Below are 15,146 nucleotides of genomic sequence, written 5' to 3'. Positions count from 1 at the left end.
GGGGGGGGCCGTCGCCGACCGCACCCGCAAGCTGCTGCGGCCGGCGGACATGTTGGCGCGGCTGGGCGGCGATGAGTTCGTGCTGGTGGTGCCGATCGAGAACGACGAGGACGTGGCGACGCTGGCCAGCCGCCTCATCCAGACCGTCGGCAACGAGCCACTGCTGCCGCGCCACGACCTGCAGGTGACCGCCAGCATCGGCATCGCGATCTGCCCGGACCACGCCGCCAGCGAGCGCCAGCTGATGGCCTTCGCCGATGCGGCGATGTACCAGGCCAAAGAAGCCGGTCGCAACGCGTACGTGCTGTTTGCGGACTGGATGAATGACAGCGCCGAGCAGCAGTTCCAGCTGCTGGCCGATCTGCGCCGCGCCATCGGCAGCGAGCAGCTGTTCCTGCACTACCAGCCCAAGACCCGCGTCGCCGGGCAATCGATCAGCGGGGCCGAAGCGTTGATCCGCTGGCGGCATCCGCAACAGGGCCTGATTCCACCGGACCGTTTCATCCGGCTGGCCGAACGCAGCGGCGTGATCAACGAGATCGGGCGCTGGGCACTGGATGAAGCCTGCCGCCAGCTGCGCGTGTGGCACGACGCCGGGCATGACGGCTGGACGGTGTCGGTGAACCTCTCGCCTGTCCAGTTCGCCTCGCCCAACCTGCTGAAGGAAGTCCGCGAGGCGCTGCAGACCCATCGTATCGAGCCGCGCCGGCTGATCCTGGAGATCACCGAAAACACGGTGATGCGCGACACCGAGGCCAGCCTGACCCTGCTGCAGGCCATGGCGGCGTTGGGGGTGGGGATCTCCATCGACGACTTCGGCACCGGCTACTCCAGCCTGTTGTATCTCAAGCGCCTGCCGGCCACCGAGATCAAGATCGACCATGCGTTTGTGCGCGACCTGGAAAACAGCTCCGAGGATGTGGTGATCGTTTCGGCAATCGTGGCCCTGGGGCATGCGCTGGATATGGACATCGTCGCCGAAGGCGTCGAGACCGCCGGCCAACGGGCTTACCTGGAGCGGTTGGGCTGCGACTACCTGCAGGGGTATCTGCTCGGCCGGCCGATGGACGCGGAGCGCTTCATGCAGCTGCACGACCACCCGCGCCCACGGGTGGAGATGGCCGCCGGATGGAAGGCGCAGGCACGGCCGGGCGCGGCGGCGGGCTAGCGGCACGCGCTGGAAATTGACGGCTGCGCGCAATACCCTGCCCATACCATGGGAATAGCAGGCAGCAGGATGTCAGGGAAGAATGTGTTTGACGGTCCGCGCTGGCAGCGCGATCTTGTTCGTTTCCTTCCCTTGAAGAGCCAGTTCGTGCTCTCAGGGAACATCCGCGACCTGCAGGCAGCCGAAGTGGCGCCGGGCACGGTAACCGCGCAGAGCTTCAACCAGATCCTGTGCAACACCCTGCTCGACCAAGGCTACGCGCAGGTGCTGGGCTGGGACCCGTTGGCCGGTTTCCGCGGCCTGGAACGCCCCGGCACCGATCGCGCCAGCGGCATCGCCCTGCTGCAATCGCTGGGACTGACCCCGGTGGACGGCGCCGCGCCTGCCGGTATCGATCTGCTCAGTGCCACGCTCCAACGGCTGGTCGTCCGCCAGGGCGAGCCCGTGGCCTTGATCATCGATTTCGCTTCGCGCCTGGCGGTGCGCAGCGACGCCCTCAGCGCGGCCGAACACCAGCTGTTCACCCAAGCCCTGGTGCTCTCCCACCAGGCCCGCAGCCGACCGGGCGGCGTGCAGCGCAAGCCGTTCTTCAACACGGTGCTCTGGGTGGTGGAGAAGGAAGGTGACCTGCCCGACTGGCTGCTGGTCGGCAACCCGCGCATCCGCCACGTTCCGGTGGCCAAGCCGGACCAGCTCACCCGGCGCGCACTGGCCCCGGCCCTGCTCAAGGGCCTGGCCGGTGCCCAAGACGCCAGCGCCGAGGCGACCGCGCAGGCGGTGGACGCCTTCGTGCAGAGCACCGAGGGGCTGCTGTTGCTGGACCTCAGTGCCATCGCCCAGCTGGCCCGGGTCGAAGGCGTGGCGGTGGACCAGATCGGCGACGCCGTGCGCCGCTACAAGGTCGGCGTCACCGAAGACCCCTGGCTGCGCATCGACCGGCAGCGCATCCGCCTGGGCGATACGTTCGTCCACCAGCGGGTCAAGGGCCAGCACCATGCGGTGACCCACATGCTGGACATCGTCAAGCGCGCCATGACCGGCGTGGGTGCAAGCCGCAAGGGCAACCGGCCGCGCGGCGTGGCATTCCTGGCCGGTCCGACCGGCGTGGGCAAGACCGAGCTGGCCAAAACCGTCACCAGCCTGCTGTTCGGCGACGAAAGCGCCTACATCCGGTTCGACATGTCCGAATTCAGCGCCGAGCATTCCGACCAGCGGCTGATCGGCGCCCCGCCCGGCTACGTCGGCTACGACGTGGGCGGCGAACTGACCAACGCCATCCGCGAGAAACCGTTCAGCGTGGTCCTGTTCGATGAGATCGAGAAGGCCCATCCGCGCATCCTCGACAAGTTCCTGCAGATCCTCGACGACGGCGTGCTTACGTCCGGGCGTGGCGACCGCGTGTATTTCTCCGAAGCGCTGATCGTGTTCACCTCCAACCTGGGCATCTACCGCCAGGGCGAGCATGGCGAGCGCGTGGCGAACGTGTTGCCCGGCGAGCCCTTCGAGCAGGTGCGGAGCAAGGTGCACGACGAAATCGACCGGCACTTCAAGCTGGTCCTGAACCGGCCGGAGATCCTCAACCGGATCGGCGAGAACATCATCGTGTTCGATTTCATCCGCGAGGAGGTCGCCGTGCAGATCTTCGACCAGATGGTCGACGCAACCCTGGCCGACCTGCAGGCCCAGCAGTTGCACGTGACCCTGGCCGCGCCGGCCCGCGATGCGTTGCGGTCGCTCTGCCTGAAGGACCTGTCCAACGGCGGGCGCGGCATCCGCAACCAGCTCGAGGCGCACCTGCTCAACCCGCTGGCGCGTGCACTGTTCGACCAGGACGCGCAGCCCGGCCAGCAGTTCACCATCGTTGCGGTGGATGCCAACGTCCTCAAGCTGGCGCGCGGTTGAACCGACCACTGCAGCTGTCACGCGTGCATTTCCCGGTGACCACGCTGGGGCCGGGGCAGCGCCTGGGCATCTGGTTCCAGGGCTGCAGCATCCGCTGCAGCGGCTGCATTTCAGCCGACACCTGGGGCCCGGGGCGCACGGTCGTCGACGTGGCCAGCCTGCTCGAGCAGGTGGCGCCGTGGCTGCACGAGGCCGACGGCATCACGATTTCCGGCGGCGAGCCGTTCGACCAGTTCGACGCGCTGCTGCAGATGCTGGTGGGGCTGCGCCAACGCACCGCCGCGGACATCCTGGTGTACAGCGGGCACCCGCTGGAAACGCTGCAGCCCATGCTGGACCAGGCGCGCGACCTGATCGACGCGGTGATCAGCGACCCCTACCTTGAACATGCAGCCCAGTCGCTGGCGCTGCGTGGCAGCGACAACCAGCGCCTCACCCTGCTCACCGCGCTCGGTCGGGCGCGCCTGGCCGGCCTGGCGCGCACCAGCACGCCGGCCGACAAGGCACTTGACCTGATGTTCGATGCCACCGGCACCGTCTGGATGGCCGGTATCCCCCGCCGCGGCGACCTGCTGCGCCTGCGCGAGCTGCTGCGCGCGCAGGGCCATCAGGTGCAGACCAGCGCACACACTTCATCGCGTCGTCCAGCCGAGTAAGTCCATGATTCGTTTTTGCCCCAATTGCCACACCGAACGCGCGTTGGCCGAGATGTTCTGCGAAGGCCTTGTTGACGCGCACGCGTGCGGCTGGGATCTGGCCGGCGAGCCGATCCACCCCGCTGGCTGGCGGCCACAGAGCGTGGTGACCCAGGCAGCGGTGCAGGCCTCGACGGTCGGCGCCGCCGCAGCGGACGTGCTCTGCGACAACGGCCACCCGATGACGCCCGGCGACCTGATGTGCCTGCACTGTGGCGCCAGCGCAGCGGACGCGACGGCGGCGGCAGAGCTGCCGCCCCCGGCCGCCGACAGCAGCGAAACGGTCATCGATGGCTGGCGCCTGCTGCGCCAGATCAGCAGTACCGACGGCGTGCGTGACCGCTACCAGGCCGAACACACCGCCACGGCGGTACAGGCCGTGCTCACCCTGTACCGCCCCGGTGCCGAACCCGACCCGGCCATCTACGATGTGATCCGCCGCCTGCCCCGCGCGCACGTGCCGGAGATCATCGCCACCGGGCGCTGGGACGACCGCGCCTTTGAAGTAGTGGAAATGCTCACCGGTGGCACCCTGGCCGAGCTGGGCAACGTGATCGGCGACCGCGATGCGGTCCGGCATATCGTCAGCGAACTGGGGCAGGCGCTGCATGCGTTCAACGAAGCCGGGCTGCGCCACCGCGACCTGCGCCCGGCCAGCCTGCTGGTACGGGCCCGCACGCCGCTGGATCTGGTGATCAGCGGATTCGGTTCGGCGCGGTTGTCCGAGTTCGACCTGGACATCGTCTCGCCCCTGGAGATCAGCCGCTACATGGCGCCCGAGGCGATCGCCGGTGGCGTGGCGGCGGCGTCGGACTGGTGGAGCCTGGGCATGATCCTGCTCGAACAGCTCACCGACGGCGCCTGCTTCGACGGCATCCATCCCAATGCGTTCCTGATCCACGTGCTGGCCAATGGTGTTCCGATCCCGGATACGTTGGACCCGGAGCTGGCGCTGCTGCTGCGTGGGCTGCTGGCCCGCGACCGCCACCATCGCTGGCAATGGCCGCAGGTAGCCGACTGGCTGGCCGGTATTGCCGTGCCGGCGCCGCCGGCGGCGCAACACGCGCAGGATGAGGGCGACGGCGCCAGCCTGCCGCTGGGCACGCGCCGCTACCATCGCCCCGCGGTGTTCGCGCTGGCCGCCGCCCAGGCCGACGGCTGGGACCAGGCCCTGGACCACCTGCTGCGCGGGGGCATCGTCACCTGGGCCGAGCAGGTCGGCCTGCCCGCCACCCGCATCGCCGGGCTGCGCCAGATCGCCCGCCACGAAGGCATCGAAGACGATTTCAGGCTGATGCTGGCGTTGAAGGTGCTCAACCCGGAAATGCCGTTGATCCATCGTGGCGACATCGTCACGCCAGGCTGGTTGCTTGAGCACCCGCTGGAGGGCTACCGGCTGGTCAGCGGGTCGGTGCCGGACCTGCTGGAACACCTGCAGACCGACAACTGGCTGTGCAGGCTCAAGCGGCGCGAGGAAAGCGTACGCCAGCGCGCGCTGCACCAGCACATCGCCTTGGTCGAAGAATCCCTGCGCGTCTATCTGCTGTCTACTTCGCGGGCCAAGCTGGCCTCGCAATGGCAGGAACGCCAGCGCCTGCTGCCCGACACCGCGCATCCCGGGCTGCTGTCGCTGGCCGAGCGCAGGGTGGTGGCCGAAGAAGACCTGATCGTGTTGCTGAGCGCGGAGATCGGCCAGTTCCGCAGCGCCGAGGCCATCCTCGTCGAGGCTGCCACACTGGCCGCCAGCGCCGGTCTCGAGGCCTTCGACAACGACGCAGCCGCGGCCCTGCTGCTGCAACCGCGTACCGAGCTGTATCGCAGCGTGGACGCGCGCATCCTGGGCTTCGCCCGTTCCGGCATGCCCGTGGTGGATGGCTGGGCCGAACAGTTCCGGCTGGAACGGCGCATGCCGCTGGCGCGCGCCCTGGTGGTGCTGGCCGTGCCCGCCAGCCGCTGGCTGCAGCCACAGAAGCAGCAGTACGTCTCGCAGATCCTGGACTTCTTCGAAAAGAAGGTCGTCACCGCGGTTATGCGCGGGCCGCTGGTGCGCATGAGCATCGGCAAGACCACCGCACGCGTGGACATGCACGAAGTCGACAGCACCCGGCGCCCCGCCGCCGCACTGCTCGATCACCTGTTGCAGCGCAACGCGCGCGCCGTCCAGCTGGACCCCGAATCGTTCCAGCGCACCCCGCAGCTGGAACCCCGCCTGATGGCCCTGGCACGGCAGAGCGCGCTGTACAAGCGCGACACCGGCATCGACGGGCTGTATCTGGGCTTTCCGTTCCTGCTCAGCCGCGATCCGCGCGGCACGTCACGCACCCGGATCATTCCGCTGCTGCTGTGGCCGGTCACGCTGCTGCTGGAACCGGGCACGCGCGGCCAAGTCGGGCTGGCCTTCGATGGCGAACGCGAGGAAGTGCGGCTCAACCCTGCCCTTGAAAGCGTGCTGGGCACCGAAACCTGCAAGCGCTGGCGCAGCACTGCCGACGAACTTCTGGGGCGCTCGGCGATCCGGGCCGCCGATGTGATGGATGCCTTCGGGATGCTGGCCACGATCCGCTCGCGCAGCCTGGTGGGCCTGCCCCCCAGCAGCGTGGAGGTGGCCCCTTACCAGGACGAACTGGACTGCGCCGCGGTGCTCTTCCATGTCACCTTCATGGGCCAGGCCATCGGCGAAGACCTGCGCCAGCTCAAGGTTATGTCGCCGTCCGGCACCGGTCTTGAAACCGCGTTGCGGCTGGCACCGCCGACCGACGCCGACGGCCCCTCGCCGCCTTCCGCGCCGGAGCTGCAGCGATACTTCACCGTAGCCAGCGATCCCTCGCAGGAAGCGGCGGTGCTGCAGGCCCGGCAGGGGCCGGGCCTGTTGATCGAAGGCCCACCCGGCACTGGCAAGAGCCAGACCATCGTGAACATGGTGGCCGACGCGATCGGCCGGCAACGCAGCCTGCTGGTCGTCTGCCAGAAGCACGCTGCGTTGGAAGTGGTGCACAAGCGCCTGGTCGCCGAAGGGCTGGGCCAGCGCGTGGTCATGCTCAACGACGTCAACCGCGACCGCGAACCGGTCATCCGCAGCATCCGCGAGCAGCTCGATGCCCTCTTCACCGCCGGCGCCACGCAATCGGCCTGGCAGCAGCAACGCCAGCAGGTGGCCGCGCGGATCGAGGCGCTGGAAGGCGAACTGGACCGCCACCAGCACAGCCTGCACCAGATCGACGATGCCACCGGGCTGAGCTACCGGCGCCTGCTCGGCGAACTGATCGCGCTGGACACCGGCACGCCCCCGCTGGTCTTGCCGGCCCTGCGCCAACGGCTGCTGGCACTGGACCTGCCCACCCTGGTGCAGCGCGAGGAAGCGTGTTCGCCGTTGATCCGGTTGTGGCTGCCGGCCCGTTACGAAGGTAGCCCGCTGGCGCAGTTGCGTCCCTTCGCGGCCGACGCGGACACCCTTGCCGCGTTCGTTGCCGCCCTGCAGGCCTTCACTGCGGCCGAACAGCACCGGCAGGCGATCCTGCTGGCACACCCGGCCAGCTTCGAGCTGGACGATCCCGCTCCGCACCAGGCGTGGAAGTCGGCGCACGTGGCGACCCTGCTCGGCCTGGACGACGCACAACGGATCCGGCTGGCTCGCTGGCTGCCGCTGTTCCGCACCGCACGCGCGGGCCAGCCAAGCCAGGGCGACATCGCGCTGGACCGGCTGCACCAGATCGAGCACGCCGTGGCGGCGCTCGACCTCGACGCCTTCTCCAGCACGCTGTCGCCGGCCCTTACCGGCGTCGACGAGCGCACGCTGGCGCAGCTGCAGCGCGACGCCACGCGCGTCCTGGGGGCACGCGGCCTGCTGGCCCGCCTCAACCCGCTGCACCTGCTGCGCCGGCGACGGGTGAACCGTGTCCTGCAGGAGCAGGCCCACGCGACAGGCGAAGCGGGCGCCGCAGCACTGCTGGCCGCCGCGACGCTGGAAGCACGCTTGCGCCCGCTGCGCAACGAACTGGCCGGCTTGCACCAGCAGCTGGCGCTGGACCCGGTGGGCCAACGGACCGGCATGGCGCTGGGCCCGATGGCACGCGCCAGCGGGCGCCAACTGCTGGATGTGCAGGCACTGGCCCAGGCGCTGGCGCAGTCGCCACGCCCCCAGCAGGCCGATGAGGCTGCCCTGGCGGGCGACCGCGCGCACCTGGAGGCACTGCTGCAGGACCTGGATGCCTCGCTGGCGCGGCATGCCACCCGCCATGCCAGCGCGCAGCAGCTCGCCTTGCTGGCCGACTGGCTGGAGCAGACGCTGACCGACGCATTGGCCGCGGCCATCGCCCACAACCAGAGCAATGCCCAAGTGTTGCAGCACCTGCAGGATTCCCTGCCCCATCTGGCCGCCTACCAGGCCTTCCGCGGGCGCGCCGGGCAGCTGTCGGCCGCAGACCTGGACCTGCTGGCACTGCTGCGCCAGCTGCAACCGCAGCTGGATACCGTCGCCAGCGACGCGCTGGAGCCGGCCGTGCGCCGCCTGCTGCATCGCGAAGCACGCCTGGGCTGGAAGCACCGCATGGAGCAGGCGATCCCGGCACTGCAGTTCGGCCAGGATGAAACCCAGGCCAAGGTCGCCAGCCTGGCCGCTGCCGACCAGCAGATGCGCCGGCTCAACCGTCAGATGCTGGGCACCCACATCGACCTGCAGCAGTTGGGCAACCGCAAGCAGTGGGAAGACGTAACCCGGCTGACCGGGCGCCGTTCGCGCCGCCTGCGCGAGTTCATCGAGCTGGGCAGCGAACTGGGCCTGATGCACCTGCGCCCGATCTGGCTGATGAACCCGGACGTGGCCAGCCGCGTGCTGCCACTGCAGGCGGGGCTGTTCGACACGGTGATCTACGACGAAGCCTCGCAGATGCCGGTCGAGTTCGCCCTGCCCACGCTGTTCCGTGGCCGGGTCACGGTCGTCAGCGGGGATGAGAAGCAGATGCCGCCCACTGCCTTCTTCTCCAGCCGGGTGGAAAGCGATGAAGCCGAGGTCTTCGATGGCGACGAGCCCGATGCCGAGGTCGATGCCGAGCAGCGCGACGCCTTCGAGGAAACCTGGAACCGGCGCGAGATCAAGGATTGCCCGGACCTGCTGCAGCTGGCCCGCAGTGCCCTGCCCAGCACCACGCTGCAGATCCACTACCGCTCGGCATACCGCGAACTGATCGGCTTCTCCAACGCAGCCTTCTACGGCAACCGGCTCAACGTGCCGGTGCGCCATCCGCGCAGCAGCATCGCGCGGATCAAGCCACTGGAACTGATCCAGGTCGACGGTGTGTACCAGCACCAGAGCAACCCAGCCGAAGCGGCGCGGGTGGTGGAGTACCTCGCCCAGTTGTGGCAGCCCCCCTATGCCGCCCGCCCCTCGGTGGGCGTGGTCACCTTCAACCGCAAGCAGGCCGAGCTGATCGAAGAGCACCTGGAGCAGCGCGCCGGGCAGGATGCCGCCTTCCGTGCCGCGTTCGCCGAGGAACGCGAGCGCAGCGAAGACGGCGAGGACATGGCGGTCTTCGTCAAGAACGTGGAGAACGTGCAGGGTGACGAGCGGGACATCATCGTGTTCTCCTCCACCTTCGGCCGCAACGCGCAGGGCACCTTCCGGCGCAACTTCGGCGTGCTCGGCCAGACCGGCGGCGAGCGCCGCCTCAACGTGGCCGTCACCCGCGCCCGGCAACGGGTGGTGATGATCACCTCGATGCCGATCGCCGACATCTCCGACCTGTTCAACACCCAGCGCGCCCCGGCCAGCCCGCGTGACTACCTACAGGGGTACCTGGAGTACGCCCGCGCCCTGTGCGCCGGCGAGTTCGACGGCAGCGCGCGGCTGCTGGATCGCCTGCAGACCGATCGCAGCGTGGCCAACCGCACCCACACGGCGCCCGCCGACGGCTTCACGCAGATCGTCGGCGCCTACCTGCAGTCGCTGGGATGGGACGCCGCGGCCGCCAGTGAAGGCGACGCATTCGGGCTGGACTTCGCCATCGAACATCCCGACACCGGCAACTTCGCCATCGGCATCGAGTGCGACGCGCCTAGCCACCCGCTGCTGGCGAATGCCCGCGCCCGTGAAATCTGGCGGCCCTCGGTCCTGCGCCGCGCCATCGGCGGCATCCACCGGGTGTCCTCGCATGCCTGGTACCACGACGGCGAGGCCGAACGGGCACGGCTACGCCTAGCCATCGACGCGGCCATGGCCCCCGCCCCGGTGCCGCCCCTGTCTGTCCCCGCACAACCGGAAACCCTGCCATGAGTGGTCCCAAAGTCGTCCGCATCGTGACTGCCGAAGAACTGCTGGCCCTGCGTGAGGCGATGCTGCACCGGCTGGACCAGGCGGTGGCGCGCTGGCAGGCCCAGTGTGAGCACGTGGGCGAGAGCGACGCATCGGCGGTGGCTGGGGTAATGGCACGCCGCCAAGCGCTGCAGGCGCTGTTGGCGGACAGCGACAACACGCGGTATGCGCTGCTGATCGAGGCGGAAACCGCCTTCCTGCAGGCCGACACCCGCGACCGCGAGGCGCGCGCCATCGACCGCACTGCCGCAGGCCGCCAGCAGCAGCGGCGGCGGCGCGACAACGCTGCCGCCGTGCTCAACACCCTGCAGGACCGATCCGTTGATGCAGACGCCGGCCTGCTGCAGGCGCTGCGGGCACTGGCCGACGGTCACCCCGGTACTGACGCAGAGGCGGTGCTGGCCCGTGCCTTCGCGCTCCTGTCGCCGCCGGACGCGCAGGCAACGCTGAGCGATGACCAGCGCGCGTTGGCCGCCGCATTGCAGACCACCCCCCCCCCCCCCCCGCTGGCCGCCAGGGCCGCCCGGCAGCCCGCCGCCCCCGAGCGCGAGGCGCGCCTGCTGCGCGTGGACCGCCATATCGCCGAACTGCAGTTGCTGCAGGGCGAGTTAGTCGCAGCACCCTACCTGGAGGCGCTGCACAAGGCCGAGCAGGAAACCGCCCCGCAACGGCGCAACCTGCTGCTGGACAGCCTGGTACTGGACCTGGCCGCCGCCTCGGCCGCGTTCGCCCAGCGCCGCACGCAGCTGGAACGGCTGCAGGATGTGGCCAGCAGGCTGACTGCCGTGGACCCGGCGGAGCATGCGCTGTTGCTGACCCGGGTGGCCGCCTGCAGTACCGACACCGCGCTGTCACTGCTCACCGAGCTCACCCTGCAGTGCGACACCGCCCTTGCCAGCCACCAGCAGGCGCTGGCGGCAGTTTCCCGGCGCCAGGCCGTACTGGACGGGCTGGCCAGCCTCGGCTACGAGGTGCGCGAAGGTATGGCCACCGCATGGCAGGACACTGGCGCGGTGGTCCTCAAGAAGGCAGCCACCCCGGGCTATGGCGTTGAGGTGGGCGGCCGTGCCGACGGCGGGCGCCTACAGGTCCGGGCCGTGGCCCTGGCGACCGATCGCGATCGCCGTCGCGACCGCGACATCGAAACCCTGTGGTGCGGTGAGTTCGGCCGGCTGCAGGCGCTGTTGCACGGGCAAGGCACCGCGTTGGTGATCGAACGGGCCCTGGGCGTGGGCGAGGTGCCCTTGAAGGAGACCATCGCCACCGCGACGCAGTCCGACCAGGTGCCGGTGTCGCACGCGCGCAGCGGCCCGGCCTGACGTCACGGAACGGTTCTTGCACGACCCCGGGTAATCCCCCGTGTCGTGCAGCCCATGTCCGAGAACGAACAAGCCGGCGAAAAGACCGAATTACCCACCGAAAAACGCCTGCGTGATGCCCGGGAACAGGGCAACATCCCGCGCTCGCGGGAGCTGGCGACGGCGGCCGTGTTCGGTGCCGGCGTACTGGCGTTGATGGCGTTCTCCGGCACCATCGCCCGCAACGCCAAGACCTGGATGCAGGTCGCGCTCAGCCCCGAGCCGGGCCTGCGCCTGCACCCACAGGCGCTGTTCGGCCACTTCGGCGAGCTGCTGCTGCGCCTGCTGCTGGGCATGTGGCCGCTGGTGGTGATCTGCCTGCTGGCCAGTTTCCTGTCGCCGGTGGTGATGGGCGGGCTGCGCTGGTCGAACAAGTCGCTGATGCCCGATTTCAAGCGGCTCAGCCCGATGGCCGGCATGAAGCGCCTGTACGGGCCTGAAGCGATCGCCGAGTTCACCAAGTCGCTGCTGCGCATCGCCTTCGTCGGCACCGCCGCCGGGCTGGTGGTCTGGCACGGAATCCGCTCGCTGCGCGACCTGCTCAACCAGCCCCTGGAAGCGGCGATGGTGCACGGCCTGGGCTTCACCCTGAAGCTGATGCTGGCCACCGGCGGCGCGATGATGCTGTTGGCCGCCATCGATGCGCCGTACCAGCGCTGGAACTGGATGCGCAAGCTGAAGATGACCCGTGAAGAGCTGCGCCGGGAAATGAAGGAAAGCGAGGGCAGCCCCGAGGTCAAGGGCCGCATCCGCCAGCTGCAGCAGCAGATGTCCAACCGCCGGATGATGGAAGCGGTGCCCACGGCCGATGTCGTGGTGGTTAACCCCACCCACTACGCGGTCGCCCTGAAGTACGAAGGCGGGAAGATGGGCGCGCCCACCGTGGTCGCCCTGGGCGTGGATGAAACCGCCCTGCGCATCCGTGAAGTGGCCGACGGCAACAAGGTCGCCATCGTCTCCGCCCCGCCTTTGGCACGCGCCTTGTATCGGGAAGGTCAACTTGGAAAGGAAATTCCCGTGAGACTGTATTCAGCTGTGGCCCAGGTGCTCTCCTACGTCTACCAGCTGCGCAGCTGGGGGACCGGCCCGATGCCGGCGGCACCGAGCATCGATATCGATGAATTCGGCAAGGGAGGCCGCCCATGAGCGCGCAACCTGCCGGGATGAACGTGCGCCGCGCGCTGGACATGATCCGCCACGGCCTGGGGGCCCCGCTGATCGTGCTGGCGCTGCTGGCCATGGTGGTGGTGCCGCTGGCACCGCCGGTGCTCGATGCGTTGTTCACCGTCAACATCGCCATCTCGCTGATGGTGCTGCTGGCGGTGGTCTACGTGAAGCGCCCGCTGGACTTCACCATCTTCCCGATCGTGCTGCTGGTCACCACGATGCTGCGGCTGGCGTTGAACGTGGCCTCCACCCGCGTGATCCTGCTCAACGGCCAGAACGGCCACGAAGCAGCCGGCAAGGTGATCGCCTCGTTCGGTGAGTTCGTGATCGGCGGCAACTACGCGGTCGGCATCGTGGTGTTCGCGATCCTGACCATCATCAACTTCGTGGTGATCACCAAGGGTGCCGGGCGCGTCTCCGAAGTGACCGCCCGCTTCATCCTCGATGCCATGCCCGGCAAGCAGATGGCGATCGACGCCGATCTCAACGCCGGTTTGCTGACGCGTGAAGAGGCCAAGGCCCGTCGTGAGGAGGTCCGCGAGGAAGCCGACTTCTACGGTGCGATGGACGGTGCCAGCAAGTTCATCCGCGGCGATGCGATCGCCGGCATCCTGATCCTGTTCATCAACCTGGTCGGTGGCCTGGCGGTCGGCGTGCTCCAGCACGGCATGCCGTTTGGTGATGCCGCCGCGACCTACACCCTGCTCTCCATCGGTGACGGCCTGGTCGCCCAGCTGCCGGCACTGCTGGTGTCCTCGGCGGTCGCCATGCTGGTCACCCGCGCCTCGCGCTCGCAGGACATGGCCCAGGCCATGATGGGCCAGGTCTTCGGCCAGTACCGCGCGCTGACCATCGCCGCCGCGATTCTGGCGGTGGTCGGCCTGGTGCCGGGCATGCCCAACGTCGCCTTCTTGACGCTGGCCGCGATCCTGTTCTTCATCGCCTGGAAGGCCTGGAAGAAGAGCACGGCCGAAGCCCGCGCCGCCGAATCTCCCGCCGCCAACCGTCCCGATACCCTTGGCCTGCCCGGCTCGGCACCCTCGCCCACCGCCGAGCTGACCTGGGATGAACTGCGCCCGGTCGATCCGCTCGGCCTGGAAGTCGGCTACCGATTGATTCCGCTGGTGGACAAGAACCAGGGCGGCGAGCTGATGGCGCGGATCAAGGGGGTGCGCCGCAAGCTCACCCACGACATCGGCTTCCTGATTCCCTCCGTCCATATCCGCGACAACCTGGAACTGCCGGCAACCGCGTATCGCCTGCTGATCCACGGCGTGCCGGTGGCCACCGCGGAGATCCACCCCGACCGCGAACTCGCGTTGGACCCGGGCAGCGCCCTGGGCACGCTGGAAGGCATCGCCGGCAAGGATCCCGCCTTCGGCCTGGATGCGACCTGGATCCAGCCGCACCAGCGCGCCAATGCCGAATCGATGGGCTACACCGTGGTCGACCCGGCCACCGTGGTCGCCACCCATCTGTCGCACCTGATCCGTGAGCACGCCCCGGAGCTGCTTGGCCATGAAGAAGTGCAGCAGCTGCTGGCCAACCTGGCCAAGAGCGCGCCGAAGCTGGTCGAAGATCTGACGCCCAAGTCGCTGCCGCTGTCGGCCGTGGTGCGCGTGCTGCAGAACCTGCTGATCGAGCGCATTCCGATCCGCCAGCTGCGCAAGATCGTCGAATCGCTGGTGGAAAGCGCGCCGACCAGCCAGGACCCGGCCGTGTTGACCGCCGCCGTGCGCAATGCGCTGGGCCGTTTCATCGTGCAGGAGATCGCCGGGATGTCGCCGGAGCTGCCGGTGTTCACCCTCAACCCGCAACTGGAACGCGTCTTGCAGGAGTCCACACAGGGCAACGGCGCCGCGCTGGAACCCGGACTCGCCGAGCGACTGCATCAAAGCCTGGCCGAATGTGTCGGCAAGCAGGAAGCGAAGAACGAGCCGGCGGTCGTGCTGGTGCCCGGCCCGGTACGTGCCGCGCTGGCACGGCTGGTACGCCACAGCGTCCCCTCGCTGTCCGTACTCGCCTACAGCGAGGTGCCCGAGGACAAACGGTTGAAGCTGGTCGGCACGATCAGTTGAGCCGGACACCCGACGGCACCGCGACAGAAAACAGACACCTCATTCGATTTCACCGCAGCAGGAAATAAAGGGACTCCCTGACCGTGCAGACCACCGACAACCAGCGTTTCCCTTCCACCACTCCGCCGCCCCAGTCCCGGTACCACAGCATGAAAATCAAACGCTTCGTCGCCTCCGATATGCGCTCGGCCATGAACCTGGTGCGCAAGGAACACGGGCCGGACGCAGTGATCCTGTCCAACCGCCGGATCGCCGAAGGTGTCGAAATCGTGGCGGCGGCCAACTACGACGAAAGCGCCGTGCAGCGTGCGCTGGAAGCGGCCCGCAAGGACGTCGCGCCGCCGGCACCGCGCCCGCGCAGCGCCGCCGATGCCGTGATTGCCGCGGTGACCCGCCGCAAGGCCCCGGTCGCCACGCCCGAGCCGGTGGCCGCAACCACCTCGGCCGTGGCCGCACTGGCCCGCGCCGCCG

The 15,146-nt window shown here is 68.9% G+C and carries 7 protein-coding genes and 1 pseudogene; all 8 read left to right on the top strand.

The features are described from left to right. Positions 1–1,168: putative bifunctional diguanylate cyclase/phosphodiesterase (locus ACE026_RS18710; protein WP_486040334.1), on the top strand; the 1,168-nt coding region annotated here is incomplete at its 5' end. 69 nt (positions 1,169–1,237) lie between these two features. Continuing rightward, on the top strand, positions 1,238–3,070 hold the full coding sequence (locus ACE026_RS18705) for an AAA family ATPase (protein ID WP_486040332.1): 1,833 nt from the start codon (positions 1,238–1,240) through the stop codon (positions 3,068–3,070). After that, entirely contained in the window at positions 3,067–3,726 is a 660-nt protein-coding gene (locus ACE026_RS18700; RefSeq protein WP_486040331.1) for a 4Fe-4S cluster-binding domain-containing protein, read from the top strand. The genes ACE026_RS18705 and ACE026_RS18700 overlap by 4 nt, the downstream gene beginning before the upstream one ends. Positions 3,727–3,730: 4 nt before the next feature. Further along, entirely contained in the window at positions 3,731–10,033 is a 6,303-nt protein-coding gene (locus tag ACE026_RS18695) for an AAA domain-containing protein (protein WP_486040329.1), read from the top strand. Next, the gene (locus ACE026_RS18690) at positions 10,030–11,391 is read left to right on the top strand and encodes a hypothetical protein (RefSeq protein WP_486040328.1); all 1,362 of its coding nucleotides are present in this window, start codon (positions 10,030–10,032) and stop codon (positions 11,389–11,391) included. The genes ACE026_RS18695 and ACE026_RS18690 overlap by 4 nt, the downstream gene beginning before the upstream one ends. A gap of 54 nt (positions 11,392–11,445) precedes the next feature. Further along, complete coding sequence (gene flhB, locus ACE026_RS18685) at positions 11,446–12,576, top strand: flagellar biosynthesis protein FlhB (protein ID WP_486040327.1); 1,131 nt, start codon at positions 11,446–11,448, stop codon at positions 12,574–12,576. Then, a complete protein-coding gene (gene flhA / locus ACE026_RS18680; protein ID WP_486040325.1) occupies positions 12,573–14,675 on the top strand; it encodes a flagellar biosynthesis protein FlhA in 2,103 nt (700 codons plus the stop codon). Before flhB ends, flhA begins: the two co-directional genes overlap by 4 nt. 149 nt (positions 14,676–14,824) lie before the next feature. After that, a pseudogene (locus ACE026_RS18675) lies at positions 14,825–15,146 on the top strand (flagellar biosynthesis protein FlhF); the annotation flags it as partial.

The sequence above is a fragment of the Stenotrophomonas sp. AGC87 genome (genome assembly GCF_057333975.1).
The sequence above is the reverse complement of the archived record's forward strand: the minus strand, read 5'-3'. Positions and strand labels throughout refer to the sequence as shown.

What these genes read in the sequence shown, in the direction of transcription:
- ACE026_RS18690 (WP_486040328.1), top strand. Translation starts at nt 10,030, where the DNA reads ATGAGTGGTCCCAAAGTCGTCCGCATCGTGACTGCCGAAGAACTGCTG.
- ACE026_RS18705 (WP_486040332.1), top strand. Translation starts at nt 1,238, where the DNA reads ATGTCAGGGAAGAATGTGTTTGACGGTCCGCGCTGGCAGCGCGATCTT.
- ACE026_RS18695 (WP_486040329.1), top strand. Translation starts at nt 3,731, where the DNA reads ATGATTCGTTTTTGCCCCAATTGCCACACCGAACGCGCGTTGGCCGAG.
- flhA (WP_486040325.1), top strand. Translation starts at nt 12,573, where the DNA reads ATGAGCGCGCAACCTGCCGGGATGAACGTGCGCCGCGCGCTGGACATG.
- flhB (WP_486040327.1), top strand. Translation starts at nt 11,446, where the DNA reads ATGTCCGAGAACGAACAAGCCGGCGAAAAGACCGAATTACCCACCGAA.